General features: G+C 54.6%; 25 protein-coding genes. 24 read left to right on the top strand and 1 reads right to left on the bottom strand.

Annotated features, from left to right (window positions below; genetic code table 11):
* Window positions 1-271 precede the first annotated feature (271 nt).
* The 3 genes from HMPREF9163_RS03090 (at window position 272) to tadA (ending at window position 1510) form a co-directional block, all read left to right on the top strand.
* Window positions 272-619, top strand: a complete 348-nt coding sequence (locus tag HMPREF9163_RS03090; protein ID WP_009440195.1) for a histidine triad nucleotide-binding protein — start codon at window positions 272-274, stop codon at window positions 617-619.
* Window positions 620-768: 149 nt separating this feature from the next.
* On the top strand, window positions 769-1047 hold the full coding sequence (locus tag HMPREF9163_RS03085; protein WP_009440194.1) for a hypothetical protein: 279 nt from the start codon (window positions 769-771) through the stop codon (window positions 1045-1047).
* Window positions 1037-1510, top strand: a complete 474-nt coding sequence (gene tadA, locus HMPREF9163_RS03080; RefSeq protein ID WP_009440193.1) for a tRNA adenosine(34) deaminase TadA — start codon at window positions 1037-1039, stop codon at window positions 1508-1510. The genes HMPREF9163_RS03085 and tadA overlap by 11 nt, the downstream gene beginning before the upstream one ends.
* 84 nt (window positions 1511-1594) lie before the next feature.
* Here tadA and HMPREF9163_RS03075 read toward each other — a convergent pair whose 3' ends face one another.
* Window positions 1595-2500, bottom strand: coding sequence for a metal ABC transporter substrate-binding protein (locus HMPREF9163_RS03075; protein ID WP_009440192.1), 906 nt, complete (start codon window positions 2498-2500; stop codon window positions 1595-1597).
* A gap of 296 nt (window positions 2501-2796) precedes the next feature.
* Here HMPREF9163_RS03075 and rpsU point away from each other — a divergent pair, with 296 nt between their 5' ends.
* The 21 genes from rpsU to purF all read left to right on the top strand — a co-directional run bounded on the left by rpsU (window position 2797) and on the right by purF (window position 19748).
* Window positions 2797-2979, top strand: coding sequence for a 30S ribosomal protein S21 (rpsU, locus tag HMPREF9163_RS03070; RefSeq protein ID WP_005841552.1), 183 nt, complete (start codon window positions 2797-2799; stop codon window positions 2977-2979).
* 75 nt (window positions 2980-3054) lie between these two features.
* Window positions 3055-3498, top strand: coding sequence for a GatB/YqeY domain-containing protein (locus HMPREF9163_RS03065; protein WP_037345905.1), 444 nt, complete (start codon window positions 3055-3057; stop codon window positions 3496-3498).
* A 112-nt stretch (window positions 3499-3610) separates the two neighbouring features.
* Window positions 3611-4741 carry a recombinase RecA gene (gene recA / locus HMPREF9163_RS03060; RefSeq protein WP_009440189.1) on the top strand — a complete coding sequence of 377 codons (1131 nt, stop codon included), beginning with the start codon at window positions 3611-3613 and terminating at the stop codon, window positions 4739-4741.
* The gene (locus HMPREF9163_RS03055; RefSeq protein ID WP_009440188.1) at window positions 4738-5229 is read left to right on the top strand and encodes a regulatory protein RecX; all 492 of its coding nucleotides are present in this window, start codon (window positions 4738-4740) and stop codon (window positions 5227-5229) included. The genes recA and HMPREF9163_RS03055 overlap by 4 nt, the downstream gene beginning before the upstream one ends.
* A gap of 18 nt (window positions 5230-5247) precedes the next feature.
* Window positions 5248-6807 carry a glutamine-hydrolyzing GMP synthase gene (gene guaA, locus HMPREF9163_RS03050; RefSeq protein WP_009440187.1) on the top strand — a complete coding sequence of 520 codons (1560 nt, stop codon included), beginning with the start codon at window positions 5248-5250 and terminating at the stop codon, window positions 6805-6807.
* A gap of 178 nt (window positions 6808-6985) precedes the next feature.
* Window positions 6986-7297, top strand: coding sequence for a 50S ribosomal protein L21 (gene rplU / locus HMPREF9163_RS03045; RefSeq protein WP_009440186.1), 312 nt, complete (start codon window positions 6986-6988; stop codon window positions 7295-7297).
* 3 nt (window positions 7298-7300) lie between these two features.
* Complete coding sequence (locus HMPREF9163_RS03040; RefSeq protein ID WP_009440185.1) at window positions 7301-7618, top strand: ribosomal-processing cysteine protease Prp; 318 nt, start codon at window positions 7301-7303, stop codon at window positions 7616-7618.
* Entirely contained in the window at window positions 7615-7917 is a 303-nt protein-coding gene (gene rpmA, locus HMPREF9163_RS03035; protein WP_006691870.1) for a 50S ribosomal protein L27, read from the top strand. The genes HMPREF9163_RS03040 and rpmA overlap by 4 nt, the downstream gene beginning before the upstream one ends.
* 110 nt (window positions 7918-8027) lie before the next feature.
* Window positions 8028-9311, top strand: coding sequence for a GTPase ObgE (gene obgE, locus HMPREF9163_RS03030; protein WP_009440184.1), 1284 nt, complete (start codon window positions 8028-8030; stop codon window positions 9309-9311).
* Window positions 9312-9324: 13 nt separating this feature from the next.
* Entirely contained in the window at window positions 9325-9624 is a 300-nt protein-coding gene (locus HMPREF9163_RS03025; RefSeq protein ID WP_037345797.1) for a YhbY family RNA-binding protein, read from the top strand.
* A complete protein-coding gene (gene proB / locus HMPREF9163_RS03020; RefSeq protein ID WP_009440182.1) occupies window positions 9621-10745 on the top strand; it encodes a glutamate 5-kinase in 1125 nt (374 codons plus the stop codon). The genes HMPREF9163_RS03025 and proB overlap by 4 nt, the downstream gene beginning before the upstream one ends.
* A 176-nt stretch (window positions 10746-10921) precedes the next feature.
* Window positions 10922-12193, top strand: a complete 1272-nt coding sequence (locus HMPREF9163_RS03015; RefSeq protein WP_009440181.1) for a glutamate-5-semialdehyde dehydrogenase — start codon at window positions 10922-10924, stop codon at window positions 12191-12193.
* A gap of 159 nt (window positions 12194-12352) precedes the next feature.
* A complete protein-coding gene (gene nadD, locus HMPREF9163_RS03010; protein WP_037345795.1) occupies window positions 12353-12973 on the top strand; it encodes a nicotinate-nucleotide adenylyltransferase in 621 nt (206 codons plus the stop codon).
* A complete protein-coding gene (yqeK, locus tag HMPREF9163_RS03005; protein ID WP_009440177.1) occupies window positions 12957-13532 on the top strand; it encodes a bis(5'-nucleosyl)-tetraphosphatase (symmetrical) YqeK in 576 nt (191 codons plus the stop codon). Before nadD ends, yqeK begins: the two co-directional genes overlap by 17 nt.
* Before the next feature lie 37 nt (window positions 13533-13569).
* Window positions 13570-14628: an LCP family protein gene (locus tag HMPREF9163_RS03000; protein ID WP_009440176.1), complete on the top strand. Its 1059-nt coding sequence runs from the start codon at window positions 13570-13572 to the stop codon at window positions 14626-14628.
* A 3-nt stretch (window positions 14629-14631) separates the two neighbouring features.
* Window positions 14632-14976, top strand: coding sequence for a ribosome silencing factor (gene rsfS / locus HMPREF9163_RS02995; protein WP_009440175.1), 345 nt, complete (start codon window positions 14632-14634; stop codon window positions 14974-14976).
* Between the two features lie 5 nt (window positions 14977-14981).
* Window positions 14982-15878 carry a S1 RNA-binding domain-containing protein gene (locus HMPREF9163_RS02990; RefSeq protein WP_009440174.1) on the top strand — a complete coding sequence of 299 codons (897 nt, stop codon included), beginning with the start codon at window positions 14982-14984 and terminating at the stop codon, window positions 15876-15878.
* A gap of 89 nt (window positions 15879-15967) precedes the next feature.
* Complete coding sequence (locus tag HMPREF9163_RS02985; protein ID WP_009440173.1) at window positions 15968-16918, top strand: chemotaxis protein; 951 nt, start codon at window positions 15968-15970, stop codon at window positions 16916-16918.
* A 107-nt stretch (window positions 16919-17025) separates the two neighbouring features.
* Complete coding sequence (gene purE, locus HMPREF9163_RS02980) at window positions 17026-17514, top strand: 5-(carboxyamino)imidazole ribonucleotide mutase (RefSeq protein WP_009440172.1); 489 nt, start codon at window positions 17026-17028, stop codon at window positions 17512-17514.
* A gap of 63 nt (window positions 17515-17577) precedes the next feature.
* Window positions 17578-18291: a phosphoribosylaminoimidazolesuccinocarboxamide synthase gene (gene purC / locus HMPREF9163_RS02975; protein WP_037345902.1), complete on the top strand. Its 714-nt coding sequence runs from the start codon at window positions 17578-17580 to the stop codon at window positions 18289-18291.
* A 5-nt stretch (window positions 18292-18296) separates the two neighbouring features.
* A complete protein-coding gene (gene purF / locus HMPREF9163_RS02970; RefSeq protein ID WP_009440170.1) occupies window positions 18297-19748 on the top strand; it encodes an amidophosphoribosyltransferase in 1452 nt (483 codons plus the stop codon).
* Window positions 19749-19753 lie beyond the last annotated feature (5 nt).

Below are 19753 nucleotides of genomic sequence, written 5' to 3'. Positions count from 1 at the left end.
TGGCGGTGCTGAATTTATCAGTGCTTCCTTAACTATGGTGTAGACGGTCTCTCTGGCTTTACCGTGACCGATGTGGCACTCGCCGCTGATCTCGTGCATTTCGGCTACGAGACGGATATTGCAAACTGCGGCAAGATGGCGGATGTTCTTCCTCAATCTGATTGAATATTTCTGATTGCTTCTATTTCAAAGATAGATGCACGGATGCAGGAATCATTCAGTCTGCGGCGAATTAGTCCAATACAAAACATATTGAAAGGAAGCGAATGAAATGACGGATTGTATCTTTTGCAGGATTGCACAGGGAGAGATTCCTTCGACAAAGGTCTATGAGGACGATTTGGTGCTAGCGTTCCGCGACCTCGATCCGCAGGCGCCGGAGCACGTTCTCGTCATTCCGAAGAAGCATATCGCAAGCGTGCTGGATTTCGCAGAAGAGGATCGGGAACTGGCTGCGCATATTCTGACCGTAGTTGTGCCAAAGATTGCACGAGAGCTCGGGGTCGATGTAGGCGGCTTCCGCCTTGTGACGAACACCGGTGCAGATGGCGGACAGACGGTCGGACACCTGCATTTCCATCTTCTCGGCGGACGCTCCCTCGCATGGCCGCCGGGCTGACGGAGTGCACAACAGAGCGCATTAGGGCAGCATTATTTCACGTTATATTGTGGTAAATACTACCTTTTTTGTTTAAGTTCCATCGCGGGCAGACGATATTATTGATATAAGATAGAATAGTGTGTCAATAATGATTGGAGGTGTCAGCGATGGTAGAACGTATTGAGCGCGTCATGCGCATAAAGCGTCTGCGGTTCAACAACGACGAGCTGTTTGAGCGCAGGAAAGGCTTTGAAGAGAAGGAACAAGGCGAGACATTCGCATCCATCTTTCAAGATGAGATCGAGAAGAAGAAACAGCGTCAATCAGAAAATTCTTCTTCGAATCGAGCCTATCAGCTTGAGGTCGGTCGTCCGACGCAGTCCCTCTTTTATCAGGGGAAAGCTGATATCTCGGATGTGAAGGGGAAGCTCCCTCATGCCGGATGATTCCTACGGAATGCGCCTTGCACTGGCAGAGGCGGAGCGCGCCTATGCGCTCGGTGAGGTTCCGATCGGCGCCGTTATCTTGAATGACGCTGGGGAACTGATTGCCAGTGGATACAATCTTCGCGAGACGGAACATGATGCAACGGCACATGCCGAACTGATTGCGATTCGGGGTGCCTGTCAGAAGCTCGGGCGTTGGCGGCTCACGGGGCTGACCCTGTACGTGACGATCGAGCCGTGTCCCATGTGTGCCGGTGCAATTGTCATGAGCCGCATTAGCCGCGTTGTGTACGGCAGTACGGATGCGAAGGCGGGAGCGTGTGAATCGCTCTTTAACATCACGGGCTGCCCCGCGCTCAACCATCAGCCGGAAATACGCGCTGGCGTGCTCGCGGACGAGTGCTCAGAGATTATTAAGTGCTTCTTTCGGGAGCGCCGAAAAAATAAGGTTTCCGAAATATAGACGATCATATCCGAGATGAATTTCTTGCAAAGCAAAAGACATCCACAGCGTATTTGCCGTGGATGTCTTTTCGTTTGCGTTAGGTTACTGCAGAGCTTCCTGCAATACCTTCATATTCTTTTTCATCGTATCAATGTATGCGTCCTTTGCCGCAGGCGTTGCCTCACCGGTGACAACAGGATCAAGCGTGTAGATCTTGGCGCCTGTCTCGCGTGCAATGGTCTCAGCGGCAGCGGGGGAGTACTGCGGCTCTGTAAAAAGCACCTTCGTCGGAAGTGCATTCACCTGCTCGATGGTCTCCTGCAGCTCTGTCGGTGTTGGCTCCGTACCTGGCTCACGCTCTACCACGCCAATGATGTTCAGATTGAACTCCTTCGCAAAGTAGGGGAAGGCTTCGTGGAAGGTGACAATATCCTTGTGGGGCACATTGTCGAGTGCTACGTGCATCTCATTTTTGAGCGCCGTGAGTTTTTCGATATAGGCAGCGGCGTTCTTCTCGTATTTGTCGGCATGTGCGGGATCGGCTTCCTTCAGCTGATCGGCAATGTTGCGCACCTGAGCAATTTCGTCGGTCACGCTGAGCCAGACATGGGGGTTATCGCCCTCATCATCGTGAATGAGTTCAATGCCGCGTGATGCATCGATGACCTTGAGCTTCTTCTGCTGCTCGGTCACCTTGTCCATAAAGTCCTCCATGCCGGCGCCATTGATAACAAACGCATCTGCCTTTTCCAGCGTCTTCATATCCTCTGTCATGAGCTGATAATCATGCAGACAGCCGGTCTGGGGCTTCGTCATATTGTATACCTCGACATCGTCCACGCCGTCTGTGATGTTGATGGTCGCAACATACATGGGATAGAATGATGTCACGATGCGGAACGGTTCCACACTTTTCTTTTCTGCGCCTTTGTCTGTGCCGCCGCAGCCGACCAGTGCGACGGAGAGAACGAGAAGCAGCAGGGATAGGATTTTCGTTGTACTGCGCATGGGTAACAGATCTCCTTAATGAATATAGCTGAACATTTTGTGGATTTTTAAATCTCACGCGTAAAATCATAGCGCAAGCTGAGATGTATTGTCAATACTCTGAGACAAAAATATAAAAATTTTTTATTGTTGCATACTATGTATAAATAGATGTTCAAACGAACAGTTGATGATATCATCCTATGTTTTGTGAAAATTTCATTACGCGATTGACACGGATTATCTCTATGGGGTATAATGTCCTTGCATCATTTATCGGTGCAAAATTACTCCGCGCGTGGAGGGAGGGGAAATGCATGGCAAATGAAATCAAGGTCGGCAAGAACGAGTCGATCGATAGTGCTCTCCGCCGCTTTAAGCGTATGTCACAGAAGGCCGGCACTCTTGCCGAAGTTCGAAAGCGTGAACATTACGAGAAACCGAGCGTTCGCCGCAAAAAGAAATCTGAGGCAGCGCGTAAACGCAAATACAGGGGCTGATTGCAAAGGGCATCCGTGGACGCTGTTCCGCGGATGTTTTTCTATTCTGCTTCGACTGAGGAAAGGATGAAGAAGATGTCATTGATGGAAAAACTCACGGCAGATATGAAGGATGCTATGAAGCAGGGCGAGAAGGAGCGGCTCTCTGTCATTCGCCTTGTACGCGGTGCCGTTCGTCAGGCTGAGATTGACGGCAAGAAAACGCTGAACGATGATGAGATCATCGGTGTAATCACGAAGGAAGTGAAGATGCGCCGCGATTCCATCGAGGAGTTTGAGCGCGGCGGGCGCGCAGATCTCGTGGATAAGACCAAGGCGGAGATCGATATTCTGATGCCCTATCTGCCCGCACAGCTCAGTGCCGATGAGGTCAAGAAGATCGTTGAGGAAGCTGTCGCCGAGGTTGGTGCAGCGACGGCGAAGGACATGGGCAAGGTCATGGGCGTCCTTATGCCGCGTGTCAAGGGGCGTGCCGACGGCAAGCTCGTAAACGAAATTGTCCGCTCTCTTTTGAAATAACTCACGCGCATAACATAAAATCCCCGCACATTCCTTTTGACAAAGGTGCGGGGATTTTCGTATAATTGGGAATGGAATAGAACATCAATAGAACATCAAAGGAGTGCACGATATGGCAGAGAAGGACAAGAAGGATACGAAGCGAGACAAGCAGATGACACGCGAAGAGGCTCTGGAGAATGCACTCAAGCAAATTGAGAAAACGCATGGCAAAGGCGCGATCATGCGTCTCGGCGAAGCAAAGGCGAATATGAATATCGATGTCATATCGACCGGTATTCTGCCGCTGGACATTGCACTTGGCGTCGGCGGCATCCCGCGTGGACGTATCATCGAGGTGTACGGTCCCGAGTCCTCCGGAAAGACAACCGTCACACTCCATATGATTGCTGAGGCACAGAAGGCAGGAGGGCTTGCCGCGTTCATCGACGCCGAACACGCCCTTGACCCCGAGTATGCGCGCAAATTGGGCGTCAATACGGAGGATCTTCTGATCTCTCAGCCGGACACAGGGGAACAGGCTCTTGAGATTGTGGATGCACTTGTACGCAGCGGTGCCATTGACATCATCGTCGTCGACTCCGTTGCTGCGCTGGTGCCAAAATCCGAGATTGAGGGGGACATGGGCTCCTCCGTTGTTGGAATGCAGGCGCGTCTTATGAGTCAGGCAATGCGCAAACTCACGGGTATCATCAGCAAGACGCGCACGGTCGCAATCTTCATTAATCAGCTGCGCGAGAAAATTGGCGTATCCTACGGCAATCCCGAGACGACGACGGGCGGTCGGGCTCTCAAATTCTATGCCTCCGTGCGCATTGATGTACGACGTGCAGACTCCATTAAGCAGGGGATGGAATCCCTCGGCAACCGCACACGCGCGAAGATTGTCAAGAACAAGGTTGCACCGCCGTTCAAGACGGCAGAATTTGACATCATCTACGGCGAAGGTGTTTCACGTCTGGGCAGCATCATCGACATGGGCGTCGAGCTGGACATCGTGAACAAGAGTGGTGCATGGTATGCCTATGAGGGGGAGCGCCTCGGTCAGGGCAAGGAAAATGCAAAGGCGACCTTAGAGGAAAAGCCGGAGCTGATTGCCGAAATCGAGGAGAAGATTCGCACGAAAATTCTCGTAGAGGGAGCTGCGTCAAAAAAGAAAGGTTCGAAAAAAACTTCTGCAGATACGGATCAAGATGCAACGGATATTCCTGAGGAAGAGGCAATGCCGGAGATGGATGAATGAATGGCACGGGCGACGCGCCGAAGAAACGTGGTCGAAAATCGCAGGCAAAGACCGCACTTGTGACTGCTGTTGACTATCTTGCGCGGCAGGCACATAGCGAAAAGAAACTGTGTGAGAAGCTCGAGCGCAAGGGTTTTCCGGAGGAGGAGATCGATGCTGCCATCGCACGCCTGATCGAACGCGGCTATCTGGACGATTCGGATCTCTGCGCGCAGCAGTTCATGTACCTCTACAACGAGAAACGAAACTCTGTCCGACAGATCTGTGCAAAGCTGATCCAGCGTGGATTCAATCATGACCTCGTATGGAGTGTTGTGCCGGAGGATACCTTCGAGCGGGAGATTGCCACAGCGGAGCGCGTACTTGCAATGAAGTATCAGCCGACGGACAATCGTCAAAAGATGATGGCGAATCTCTATCAAAAGGGGTTCTCCGTCGATGCGGCACGTCATGCCGTGGAAAACTATACAGAGGGTGCAGAAGAATAAAAGTAGGAAAGGACTTCCATGATGAACAGACCCGATGCCGCCGAAATGATCTTAGTGCTCGATTTCGGAGGACAGTACAACCAGCTCATTGCGCGCCGTGTACGCGAGAACTCCGTATATTGTGAAGTACATCCACATACATTGTCATTGGATCGTATTCGTGAACTTGCACCGCGCGGTATTATTCTGACGGGCGGTCCGAACAGTGTCTACGGCGAGGATGCCGTTACTGCGCCAAACGAGCTCTTTTCTCTCGGGATTCCCGTCCTCGGCATCTGCTACGGCGCGCAGCTGATAGCGTATCTCTGCGGGGGACGCGTCGAAACTGCGCCAACAAGCGAGTACGGTAAAACGGAAGTAGACATCACGGACAAGAATTCACTTCTGTTTGACGGTATTCCTGCGAAAAACATCTGCTGGATGAGCCACACGGACTATATCAGCGAATTGCCCGCAGGATTTCATGCGACGGCAAGTACGCCCGTCTGTCCGATTGCAGCCATGGAGAACGCAGAGGAGAAGCTCTATGCCGTGCAATTCCATCCCGAAGTCATGCACACGGAAAACGGCACGGAGATTCTGCGCAACTTTGTCTATCATGTCTGCAAATGCACGGGTAAGTGGCGCATGGATTCCTTCGTCCAAAAGACGGTGGAGGAGCTGCATCAAAAGATCGGAACGGGGCGTGCGCTCTGTGCGCTCTCGGGCGGTGTGGACTCCTCCGTCGCCGCCGTCCTGCTTTCCAAGGCAATCGGCAGCCAGCTCACCTGCGTCTTTGTCGATCACGGTCTCCTGCGCAAGAATGAAGGGGATGAGGTCGAGGCGGTCTTTGGCAAATCCGGAACCTATGATGTCAACTTTGTACGTATCAATGCACGCGACCGCTTCTATGCAAAACTCAAGGGCATAACAGAGCCGGAGCAGAAACGCAAGATCATCGGGGAGGAATTCATCCGCGTCTTTGAGGAGGCAGCACGCGAGATCGGTGCAGTCGATTTCTTCGTGCAGGGAACGATCTACCCCGATGTCATCGAAAGTGGTCTTGGAAAATCCGCTGTCATCAAATCGCATCACAACGTCGGAGGACTTCCCGATCACGTCGACTTCAAGGAGATCGTCGAGCCGCTCCGCCTCCTCTTTAAGGATGAAGTGCGTGCCGCAGGGCGTGAACTCGGCATCCCGGACTATCTCGTCGACCGTCAGCCCTTCCCGGGGCCGGGGCTCGGCATCCGCATCATCGGCGAAGTCACGGCGGAGAAGGTACACATTGTGCAGGAGGCAGACGCCATCTATCGCGAGGAAATTGCAAAAGCAGGCATCCAAAAGAACCTCGGACAGTATTTCGCCGCGCTCACGAATATGCGCTCCGTCGGCGTCATGGGAGACGGACGCACCTACGATTATGCCGTCGTTCTGCGCGCGGTCGAGACCAGCGACTTCATGACGGCAGAGGCGGCACAGCTCCCGTGGGACGTGCTGTCTAGGGTCACGACCCGCATTGTCAACGAAGTGCGCGGCGTGAATCGCGTTCTGTATGACTGCACGGCCAAACCGCCCAGCACGATCGAGCTCGAGTGACGGAAGAGCTGACAGTTTCCTAAAGAAAAGTTGACAGCAAGTCATGAATATGCTATTATCCTCTAACGTAGGCGTATAGCCTGTTTGGGCGTGAGCCCATCCCCAACCGCACGGCGAGGTCATGTAATCGGCATAGCCGAACCACAGCCGGCGAGTAACCATATAGGGAGGTGTTTTCATGTATGCAATCGTAAAGACGGGCGGCAAGCAGTACAAGGCCGCTGAGGGCGATACCATCTTCGTGGAGAAGCTCGAGGCGGGCGAGGGCGAGACCGTTGTTTTCGATCAGGTGCTGACTGTTGTGAATGACGCAGACGTCAAGGTCGGTCGTCCGATGGTGGACGGTGCGAAGGTGACGGGTAAGGTCATGGCACACGGCAAGGGCAAGAAGATTCTGATCTTCAAGTACAAGGCGAAGTCCAACTACCGCAAGCGTCAGGGTCATCGTCAGCCGTTCACGAAGGTCGTCATCGAGAAGATCGAGGCGTAATTTGTGATCTCGGTTGAAATCTTCACGAATGAAGACGGGAGGATCACAGGGTATACTGTTGCAGGGCACAGCGGCACAGCGAAGCGCGGGCAGGATATTGTCTGCGCCGGTGTATCGGCTCTGACCCAGTCGGCGCTTCTCGGAATCATGGAGCATCTGCATCGCACCGTCGATTATGACATTGCGAGCGGGAATCTCAAAATGCGGCTGAAAGAGCCGGACGATTCCACCGAGGCGATTCTGCGCACCATGTATATGGGGCTTGCAGAAATTGAGAAGATCAGCCCGAAAGGTATTCGAATTCAGGAAGTAAAGGGGTGAACAGATTGTTCTCGTTTGATTTGCAGCTTTTTGCACATAAAAAGGGTGTCAGCTCGACACGCAATGGACGCGACAGCCATTCCAAGCGCCTCGGCGTAAAGGAGCAGGCAGGTACGCATGTGACTGCAGGCAGCATCATCGTTCGTCAGCGCGGCACGCATTTCCATCCGGGGCACAACGTTGGCATCGGCAAGGACGACACGATCTTTGCAAAGATCGACGGCAAGGTTGCCTTCGAGCGCAAGGGGCGTCATCAGCGCCAGATTAGTGTGTATCCGCTTGCGGAGGCCGCTGTTTAATCTTGTTATATGTGGATGCCTGTGCCCCTCCGAGTACAGGCTCTTTTAGAAGCTGTTTTCACAAGTGAAATGCTGCACTTGCGAAAGCAGCTTCTTATGTAGGGGGACGTATGCAGTTCATTGACCGCGCACAGATTACGGTGAAGGCAGGAGACGGCGGACACGGCAAGTCTGCCTTCCGTCACGAGAAATTCATGCCGAAGGGCGGTCCGTCGGGCGGAGACGGCGGGCGCGGTGGAGATGTTATATTCCGCGCTGACCGCAATCTGAATACGCTTCTCTCGTTCCGTTTTCACCGCAAATTCATCGCGAAAAACGGCGAGAACGGCGAGCATAAGAACCAGTTCGGCAGGAATGCCCCGAACCTCTATGTCGATGTCCCGCCCGGTACGATTGTCACCGATGATGCGACGGGGGAGGTGCTTGCCGATCTTACGGAGATCGGCGCAGAGGCGGTCATTGTGCGCGGGGGACGCGGGGGACGCGGCAATGCGAAGTTTGCAAATGCAGCGAACCGTGCCCCATCATTTGCCGAGTTCGGTGAGCCGGGCGAGAGCCGCAAGCTGCGTCTTGAACTCAAGCTCCTCGCAGATGTCGGTCTGGTCGGCTATCCGAGCGTCGGTAAGTCGAGCCTTGTCGCCACCTGCTCTGCAGCACGTCCCGAGATTGCGGACTACCACTTTACGACGCTCACCCCCGTTCTCGGCGTTGTCCAGACGGACTACGAGAAGAGCTTCGTCATGGCAGATATCCCCGGACTCATCGAGGGGGCTGCCGACGGCGTTGGTCTGGGGCATGATTTTCTGCGCCATGTCGAGCGCACACGTCTCATCCTGCATATTGTGGATGCCTCAGCCATCGAGGGGCGCGATCCTGTCGAGGACTACTACAAGATCAATACGGAACTCGCGCGCTACAGTGAGAAGATTGCACGGCGCACACAGATTTTGGTAGCGAACAAGATCGACCTCCCCTCTGCGGAGGAGCATCTACCGCGTCTGAAGGAGCTTGCTGAACGCGAGAGACTGGAATTCTTTGCCATCTCAGCGGCGACCCGTGCAGGCGTGCAGGAGCTGATCGACCACGTCGGCGCATGGCTCGATGCCTATGTCCCGGAACCGGAGTCCGAGGAGGAGGAACTCGCCGTCTTTGACCAGAATGCCGAGGATGACGAAAAGGTGACAATCTCGCGCAACGATGCGGGCGACTTTATCGTTTCCGGCAAGGCGATTGAAAAACTCGTTGCCATGACGAATTTCAACAACGATGAAGCGGTACGGCGTTTCCAGTATATCTGGCGCCTCAAGGGGCTGGACGAAAAGCTGCGTGCGCGCGGCATCAAAGAAGGCATGACCGTACATATCGGAGATATGGCGTTCGACTATCAGGATTAGGGGAGGAAGACCTTTGCTGCGAAACTCTCTAACCAGTAAACAGATTCGTAAGCTGCGCTCGCTCGGTATGACAGAGGAAGCCATCGTCATGATCGGGAAAGAGGGAGTGACACCTACAGTCGTTGCCTCCGCCCGCGAGGCGATCAAGAAGCGTGAGCTCATCAAGGTGCGCGTCCTGCAAAATGCACCGGATGAACCCGAGGATGCCATCACCGTTCTTGCAGAGCGAGCCGATGCGAATCTCGTTCAGGTGATCGGGCGGAACGGACTGCTCTTCCGTCGGAATTTTGACAAGCCCAGGATTGAGCTATGAGTACGCGCGATCAACTCCGCTCTGCAAAGCGCATCGTCGTCAAGGTAGGAACGAGCACGCTCACGCATCCATCGGGCGGCATGAATCTACATCGCATCGAGCATCTCGTGCGTGAACTCATCGACGAAGCAAATCAAGGCAAGGATATCCTGCTCGTTTCCTCCGGTGCAATTGCAGCGGGGATGAATGCGCTTGGACTTGCCGAGCGTCCTGCGAGCGTCCCTGCGCGACAGGCACTTGCGGCAATCGGGCAAGGGGCACTCCTGCACATCTATGAGAAATTCTTTCACGAGTACGGGCGTACCATGGCACAGGTGCTCCTCACGAAGGAGAATGCCGCACGTCATCATCAGTATATGAATTCACGCAACGCCCTCCTTGCGCTTCTCGGGATGAATGTCATTCCGGTCATCAACGAGAATGACGCCGTAGCAGTCGATGAGATCAAGATTGGGGACAACGACAATCTGTCCGCCGTCGTTGCCGCACTCGTCGATGCCGATGTGCTGATTATCCTTTCTGATATTGACGGCGTCTATACAGCGAACCCACGCACAGATCCATCTGCAAGGCTGATCTCGGAGATTCCGGAGATCACGCCCGAGACCGAGCGCATCGCAGGCGGGGCAGGCTCCGCACAGGGCACAGGAGGTATGCAGACGAAGATCGAGGCTGCAAAGATTGCCCAGAATGCCGGCGTGACGATGGTGATTACACGCGGTGATGAGGACGGTATCGTTCGCAGTATCCTGCGCGGAGAAAAAGTCGGAACTCTCTTTCCGGCGCGTGAGGCACATCTCAGAACGCGCAAGAGCTGGCTCGCATTCGGCCAGCGTCTAATGGGCGAAGTCTCCGTCGATGCGGGCTGTGTTTCCGCCATGCGGGGCGGTGCGAGCTTGCTTGCGGTCGGTGTGACCGACGTTTACGGTGAATTCTCAGAGGGAGACACCATACGCGTTCTCAGCCCCGATGACCAGGAGATCGCACGTGGCATTGCGGCGTATGATGCCGCAGATATTGCGCGCCTGATGGGACATCAGACGGCAGATTTTCATACGCTCGTCGCGGATGCAGCGCATGAGGAGATCATTCATCGGGATAATATGGTGCTGATGGTATAAGGGAATCACTGATAAATTCAGTCCCGCCGACTTGGCGCATCTTTTTCGCCCTGCCATCGTCAACAAATCCTCCACAGAGCACCACTCTGGGTTCGGTTTGTTTCCTTGGCAGGACAAAAATCTGTTACCAATCCGGAGAACTTCATTTTATCAGTGATTCCTAAGGAGTGTGGACGATGATGGAGCAGGAGATTCACGCACAGGCAGAGGCGGCAAAGGCGGCATCCTATCGGCTTGCAGTGCTGCGGACGGACGAGCGGAATGCGGCGCTCTCTGCGATGGCAGATGCACTGACCGCGCACACGGATGAGATTCTCCGTGAGAATGCAGCGGATGTTGCGGAGGCGGCCAGCGCGGGGACACGCGCGTCCTATCTGGATCGTCTGCGCCTTGATGAGGAGCGTGTTGCTGCTATGGCGGAGGGGCTTCGCCTAACGGCAGCTCTGCCCGACCCGCTTGGCAGAGAGGACTACTCGGTGCGCCGCCCCAATGGTCTTGAGATCAGGCGTATGTGTGTCCCGCTCGGCGTCATTGGAATGATCTACGAGGCGCGACCAAATGTGACCGCCGACGCCATCGGTCTCTGCCTAAAGTCGGGCAATGCAGTCCTGCTGCGCGGCGGCTCTGACGCACTCCGCTCCAATCGTGTGATTGCAGATACCCTTTCACATGCCGCATATGGTGCAGGCATCCCACAGGGGGCAATTCAGCTGCTTGCAATGAAGGATCGCGCCGCTGTCGACGTTATGACGCAGCTGACGGGGCTGCTCGATGTCATCATCCCGCGCGGCGGCGCGGGGCTCATCCGCCGTATCGTCGAGAGTAGCACGGTTCCCGTCATAGAGACAGGCGCGGGCGTCTGTCATATCTACGTAGACCGTGCGGCTGATACCACGATGGCACTCCGCATTGTGGAGAATGCGAAGGTCGCACGTCCCTCCGTCTGCAATGCGGCGGAAACGCTGCTCGTCCACGAAAGCATTGCAGCGGAGTTCCTGCCGCAGATGGCGATGCTCCTCTGTGCAGACGGCGTGGAACTGCGCGGATGTGCTAATACCTGCCGCATCCTGCCGAACATCGCTACGGCAACGGAGGAGGATTGGTCAACCGAGTACGGGGATCTCATCCTGTCCATCCGCATCGTGGAGGATCTCGATGCAGCTGTCACGCATATCAATCGCTATAATACGGGGCACTCCGAAACGATTGTCACGAACGACATACGGGCGGCACATGACTTTCAGCAGAGAGTGGATGCCTCGACCGTCTATGTCAATACCTCAACACGATTTACGGACGGCTTCGAGTTCGGCTTTGGCGCAGAAATCGGCATCAGTACGCAAAAGCTACACGTGCGCGGTCCGATGGGGCTGGATGCCCTGACCAGCACGAAGTATCTCGTCTATGGGGAGGGGCAGATCCGCGGGAGTGTCCCCGCGAAAAAATGAGCGCATGCGACACCTGAATGCCTATCTGCGTACGATCAGGCAATATGCAACGTCACCAAAAGGGCGTCACGATATACTTGACTATCTGTATGCAGGCGTTATATTTATATTGACGACTGTACTCATAATGCTATTTCTGCGGATCGTGAGGTGAGTGCGTTGAAGCGGCGCATCGGAATTATGGGCGGCACATTTGACCCAATCCATATGGGACACCTCATCACTGCGGAAATGGTGCGCGCTGACGCGCATTTGGACGAGATTCTCTTCATTCCGTCCGCACGTCCGCCACATAAGGATGGGGCGCGTGCGGCATCCGCCGAAGATCGCCTTATCATGACGGAGTATGCGGTCGCAGAGAATCCGTATTTTTCTGTATCCGACGTCGAACTGCGGAGAGATGGTCCTTCCTATACAGTGGATACGATTGCGCAGCTGCGCGCTGATTTGGGAGATGCGGAGCTCTTCTTTATCACGGGTGCAGATGCCATGAACGACCTCTATCTCTGGCACGAGCCGGAGCAGCTGCTGCGTTCCTGCCGCTTCATCGTTGCGACACGGCAGGGCGTTCCGCTGGACGAGGTGCTGATTGCAGAAAAATTTACGGTGGAGGATCGCAGTCACATCGAGGTGCTGCCGACGCCGCATTTGGAGATCTCCTCGACCGTTATTCGCGCACGCATCCGTGCGGGACTGTCCATCCGCCATCTTGTGCCGCGTGTCGTAGAGGAGTATATTGAGAAACGGGGGCTGTATCGTGAGTATGACAAAGAGCTATGAGGAGATGCGTGTCATTCTGGAACAGCAGCTGACCCCAAGCCGCTATCAGCACTCCCTCGGCGTTGCGGATACGGCTGCCGCGCTGGCACGCCGCTTCGGCATGAATGAGGAACGTGCACACGTTGCGGGGCTACTGCATGACTGCGGACGCGTATACGGAACTGCGGAACTTCCTACAGAGGCTCGCCGGCGCGGGATTCCCATCGGAAAAATCGAGGCTGCCATGCCGCTCCTCCTCCATGCCTATGTAGGTGCCTATCTGATCTACGAGGTCTACGGCGTGAACGATGCGGCGATTGCGCAGGCCGTCTGGCGGCATACGGTCGGCGGGGCGAACATGACGGCACTGGACAAGATCATCTACTATGCGGATATGATCGAGCCGTCGCGCGCGTACCCCGAGGTGGAGCATCTGCGTGAACTTGCCCGCACGGCATCTTTAGATGAGATGATGCTCGTCGGACTGACGGAGTCCATCCTCTTTGTTACACAAAAGGGCGGTCTCATTCATCCCGATACGATCACGGCGCGAAATGAACTTATTCTGAATCGCCGTTGACAAACGTGCTATGCTGTAAATAAGAGAGGGGGTGGCGATGTCGGAATACGATGCAGAGGAGCTTGCTGCACAACTACAGAGCGAAAATTCGCGTGAGAATATAAAAAAGCGTCGCAGTCAGCGGGCACGCCGCCGCCGCATGGCATTTCTGAAGGGAATCTTCCGCCTTATCTGCACGATCTTCTTGCTTGCGGCAGTCGGAATTGGCGGCTATTACGTCGTGGGCTGGGGCGTTCAGGCATATCGAGATGTACGCGATATGTACGAGGCGTACCTCATCAGGCAGGAAGCAAATCGGGGCGAGGTGGATGTCCGCTTTGACGGTTACACCAACGTACTCGTTCTCGGTCTGGATGATGCTGTCAACATGGATAACGCGGAGGAGAAGCGTGCTGATGCCATTCTCCTGATCAGCATGGAAAATGCGACGGGCAAGGTACGTATTCTCAACATCCCGCGCGATACATGGGTCAAAATGGCGCAGGACAAGGGAGAGACGCGGCTCGCCAATGTCTACGCCGTGGGTGGGGCGCCCCTAATGGTGCGGACAATCAATCAGATGTTTGATATCTCCATTCATCAATATGTCGTCATCGACCTTGCAACATTCGGACAGATTGTCGATGCCGTCGGCGGCATTGATCTCTATATCGAGCGCAATATGGACTATGACGATCCGGAGGCAGGACTGTCCATCCATATGAAGCAGGGCTACCGCCATCTGGACGGGGTAGGTGCAGAGCATTATTTGCGCTATCGCAGCGACGATCTCGGCGATCTCGGGCGCACGCAGCGCCAGCAGAAATTTGTCAAGGCATTCTATGCCAAGCTGCTGCGCGTTGATACACTGCCAAAGGTTCCTGCCATTGCAGATATTCTAAAGCAGAACGTCACGACGAGCGCCGAGCTCTTTGACTCTGTGCATATTGGCAACGTCATCCGAAAGCTGAACATCGAGCCGCCGCGCACCATCATGCTGCCCGGGGACTTTTCACGGGACGATGATACCGTTTGGATTATGGATCGTGCGGCAACAGATGAGATTATTCATGAACTTTTCCCGCCGGAGGCGGGTACGGAGAAGCAGGAGGAGTAAGATTTGACAGAGCAGCAAAAATGCCGCGTGATTTGTGCAGCGGCAGATGAGAAAAAGGCTCGCGATATCGTGGAGATGGACATGATCGGTCTCATGTCGACGAATGATTATTTTGTGATCTGCTCTGCGAATACGGCGACGCAGGTACGCGCAATCGCAGACAACATTGAGGGGAAAATGGAGGAAGCGGGTATTTCGTTCCTGCACAAGGAGGGCTACCGCGAGGCCGAGTGGGTTCTGCTCGACTACGGCGATACCGTCGCACATATCTTCCAGCATGAGGCACGCGAATACTACGCCCTAGAGCGCCTGTGGGGCGATGCGAAGCTGACCCCGTATGAGGAATAGAATTCATGCAGGAAAGAACGCAGAGGGACAAAGCGGCACGGCGTCCGTGCAAATACGGGCCAAGTCAGGTTGCCGAGCTCACCGCCGTGCGCGAAAGTGAGCTAGGCGTATTTCTGGATGCGGAGACGGGCAATACAAACGACGATATCCTGCTGCATACCATCCAGCAGACTGCGCCTGTCAAGGTTGGCGATCGCGTCCGCGTCTTTCTCTATCTGGATCCGAAGCGCAGGCTGACTGCGAGCATGCGCACCCCCCGCATGAAGGAGGGGCAGGTCGCCCGTCTGCGCGTCATCAACGTCACGAAGGAGGGCGCGTTCCTCGATGTCGGCGCGGAGCGCGGCATCTTCCTGCCCTATGCGGGGATGCGCGGCCGTCCGCAGATCGGCGAAACCGTATGGGCAAAGCTTTACACGGATAAATCCGGACGGCTCGCGGTGACAATGGAGGTTGAGGACGAGCTCCGCCGCGCCTCGCGTCCTGCCGAAGGGGTACGCGTGGGAGATCACCTGAAAGCATCGGTCTATAATATCACCGAGCGCGGTATCTTCCTCTTTACCGAGGAACGTTACATCGCATTTATCGATCATCGCGAGGTTCAAAATCGTCCGCGCGTAGGAGAGACCGTGGAGATACGCGTGACCTATCTACGTGAGGATGGACGCCTAAACGCATCGCTCAGACCTCCCAAGGAGACCGCCCGCATCGAGGATGCGGATCGTCTGCTCGCCCTCCTGATGGAACATGACGGAAAGATGCCCTACACCGATGACACATCGCCCGAGGTCATTCAGGATCGATTTCATATCAGCAAGGGGGCGTTCAAGCGCGCACTTGGCAGACTCATGAAAGACGGTCTCGTTGAGCAGCGCGATGGATGGACATATTTAACAGAGAAATAGTTTTTTATCAAAACAGGCAGGATTTTTTTCCTGAAGGGCGAATAGAGAGCATAGCAAACAATGTTTACGAGCATGGGGGAGAGAGATAAATGGCAGATACGGTTACAGAAGAGAGAAAAGGCATCCTGCTTGAGACAGGCACGAATGAATTTGAGATTGTCGAGTTCAGCATTGGGAAGGTGAACTACGGCATCAATGTTGCCAAGGTGCGTGAGGTCATCACGCGCGCACCGGTGACGGCAATGCCCGAGGCGCATCCATACGTCGACGGACTGTTCACCCTGCGCGGCAAGGCGATCCCGCTGGTCAACATGGCACGTTGCCTCAATCTCCAGACAGCAGACGAGCTTCAGAACATCATTGTCACGGAGATCAACAATTACGATATTGGCTTCCTCGTCGGCAGTGTCTACCGCATTCACCGCATCTCGTGGAAGAACATGGAACCCGCGCCGAACGTCGGAGAAGGCTCGCGCGTTGTCGGCATCATCAAGATGGAAGATCGCATTGTCCTGCTGCTCGACTTCGAGACGATCATTGCCGAGATCAACCCGGAGATCAATCAGAAGCTCACAACGGTTGCGGAGGCAACACAGGATGCGAAGACGCGCCGTGGTACGGCTCATATCGTCGTTGCAGAGGACTCCAAGATGCTCCGCGACCTCCTCGTCAGCACCTTGCACGAAGCAGGCTACAAGTTCATCCGTGACTTCGGCAATGGACAGGACGCTTGGGACTATTTGCAGGATCTTGCACGCAAGAACGGGCCGATTGAGAACCATGTGCGCATCATCATCTCCGACGTTGAGATGCCGAAGATGGACGGACACCGTCTCCTTAAACTCGTCCGTGAGGACAATCGCCTAAGCGAGGTTCCTCTCGTGCTCTTCTCCTCTCTCATCAGTGAGGAGATGAAGCGCAAAGGCGAAAGCCTCGGTGCATCTGGACAGGTGTCGAAGCCGGAGATCAATCAGCTCATCGACCTCCTGGACACGCTCATCTTTGGCGAGCCGCTCCACGATGTCGTAGACGAACACTAATTGAATATTTATGAGGGACTGCTGTACTCCGGTATGGCAGTCCCTTTGTTCATTCTATTGACATGACTCTAAAATCTCGTTATCATAGGATTCAAGGAGATGGTAAAATGAAGGTAGCAGTTCTCATGGGAAGCGACTCCGACTGGCCAATCTTAAAGCCTGCGGTCGAGCTCCTTAAGCAATTCGGCATTGAGCCTGTGGTGAAGGTTGCCTCGGCACATCGCACACCGTCCAATGTGCGTGACTTTGTCATGGAGGCCGACCATAACAAGGATTTTGCGGCATTTATCGTTGCTGCAGGTGCAGCGGCGCATCTCGCAGGCGTTGTTGCAAGCTACACGATCAAACCTGTCATCGGTATTCCGGTCAATGCGACACCGCTCAACGGCATGGATGCCTTGCTCAGTACGGTACAGATGCCATCGGGCGTGCCCGTGGCCTCCATGGCGATCAACGGTGCAAAGAATGCTGCGATTTTCGCAGCGGAGATTCTTGCGGTCTATGATGCTTCGATTGCAGAGGCGTTGATGGACTATCGCGAAAAGATGGTACTCGATGTCGAGGCAAAGGCAGATCGCGTTGCAGCTCAGCTGTAAACTGTTGTGAATCATGGAATAGGATTTTCCTCTGATTGGGAATAATGGAAAGGCAGGCCTATGATGGAACGCAAAGAGGCTCTTTATGAGGGTAAGGCAAAGATCATCTATGCAACGGATCATCCGGATGAGTATCTCGTCTATTACAAGGACGACGCAACGGCAGGGAATGGTGCAAAACGCGGCACGATCGCGGACAAAGGTGTCATGAACAATAAGATGACGGCATTCTTCTTCGACCTTCTTGCAAAAGAGGGGATTGCACATCACTATATCTCCATGCCGAGCGATCGTGAGATGATTGTCAAGAAACTCACAATCATTCCGCTGGAGGTCATCATCCGCAACGTGGCGGCAGGTTCGCTGGCGCAGCGCCTTGGACTTGAGGAAGGCGTTCCGATGCCGTTCCCTGTCATCGAATACTGCTACAAGAACGATGATCTCGGCGATCCCATGCTCAATCGCTATCACATTCGTGCGATGAAGATTGCAACAGACGCGGAGCTGGATGAGATTGAGCGGATGTCGCTCAAGATCAACGATGTCCTGACCAAGTTCCTCAAGACGAAAAAGGTTGATCTCATCGACTTTAAGCTGGAATTCGGCAAGGACGCGCAGGGGAATATCATCCTCGCCGATGAGATTTCGCCGGACAATTGCAGGTTCTGGGACAGCGACACAAAGGAGAAACTGGATAAGGATCGTTTCCGCCGCGACCTCGGCAATGTAGAGGATGCCTATAAGGAGATGCTCCACAGGCTGACAGGAGAAGCATAAGCACAATGTACGAAAAAGTGCCAAAGTGGAAGGAAGAATGCGGCATCTACGGGGTATACTCCCATGCGGAGGATGTCTCGGAGATGACGTATCTTGGACTCTTTGCGCTCCAGCACCGCGGTCAAGAGAGTGCGGGCATTGCGCTGACGGACGGCTATTGGATTGATGTGAAAAAGGGGATGGGGCTGGTCAGCGAGGTCTTTCGCGAGCAGCTCCCACATCTCGACAATGCGAAGATTGCCATCGGGCACGTCCGCTATGCGACAACCGGATTCAGCCTTGCTGCAAATGCGCAGCCGCTCCGTGTCAACTATGCGGGCGGCGCACTCGCTCTTGCACACAACGGTGACCTTACGAATGCGGCGCTGATTCGACGCGACCTCGAGAGCAAGGGAACAGTCTTTCAGACGACGATCGATTCTGAGGTCTTTGTCCACCTGATTGCGCGTTCACAGAAGCCCTCCATCGAGGAGCGTATCCTTGAGGCAATGAGCGTTGTACGCGGCGCATTCTGTCTCAGCATTATGACCGAGGATAAGCTGATCGGCGTGCGTGACCCTCAGGGCTTCCGCCCGCTGTGCATTGGCCGCACACCCGACGGCGGCTGGATTCTGTCCTCGGAGACCTGCGCCCTTGATGTCAACAGTGCGGAATTCGTGCGTGACGTGCTGCCGGGCGAAATGGTGGTCATCAGCAGTGAGGGATTGAAATCCTACCGCTTTTCCAATGGTGAAGATGTTGCCTCCTGTATCTTTGAGTACATATATTTTGCGCGTCCCGACTCTATCATCGACGGACAGAGTGTTCATGCTGCACGATTCGAGATGGGGCGCGTTTTGGCGCGCGAATCTGGCTTCCGTGGGGATGTCGTGATCTCCGTCCCCGATTCGGGGACAACGGCAGCAACGGGCTTTGCCTATGAGACAGGGATTCCATTTGCGGAGGGGCTCATCAAAAACCGCTATATTGGGCGTACCTTCATCCAACCCACGCAGAAGCAACGCGATGCGGCGGTCAAGCTGAAGCTGAGTCCCGTGTGTTCCGTCGTTGCGGGAAAGTCTGTCATCATGGTGGACGATTCCATCGTGCGCGGTACGACGAGCGGCAAAATCGTGCGTCTCCTGCGAAATGCGGGCGCACGGGAGATCCACGTCTGTATCAGCAGCCCGCCGATCACAGATCCGTGCTACTACGGCATAGATACATCCATCCGCAAGGAACTCATCTCTGCGACAAAGAGTGTCGAGGAAATCTGCTCCTTTATTGGCGCTGATTCCCTTCATTTCATATCCATCGAAGGGCTGCGGCAATGTGTTCCGGCACTCAATCCGGATCATATGTGTTATGCCTGCTTTAACAACGATTATCCCGTTCCCGAGGAGGATGCGACACTCAGCGAGGATGACAAAATCATCCTTGAGCGCAGACGGATTGCACAGCGTGAAAGGGGACTCTGAGACCG

It is taken from the genome of Selenomonas sp. oral taxon 138 str. F0429, assembly GCF_000318175.2.
Classification (GTDB): domain Bacteria; phylum Bacillota; class Negativicutes; order Selenomonadales; family Selenomonadaceae; genus Centipeda; species Centipeda timonae.
Note: the sequence above shows the minus strand (reverse complement) of the source record. Positions and strands in the feature narration are given on the sequence as shown.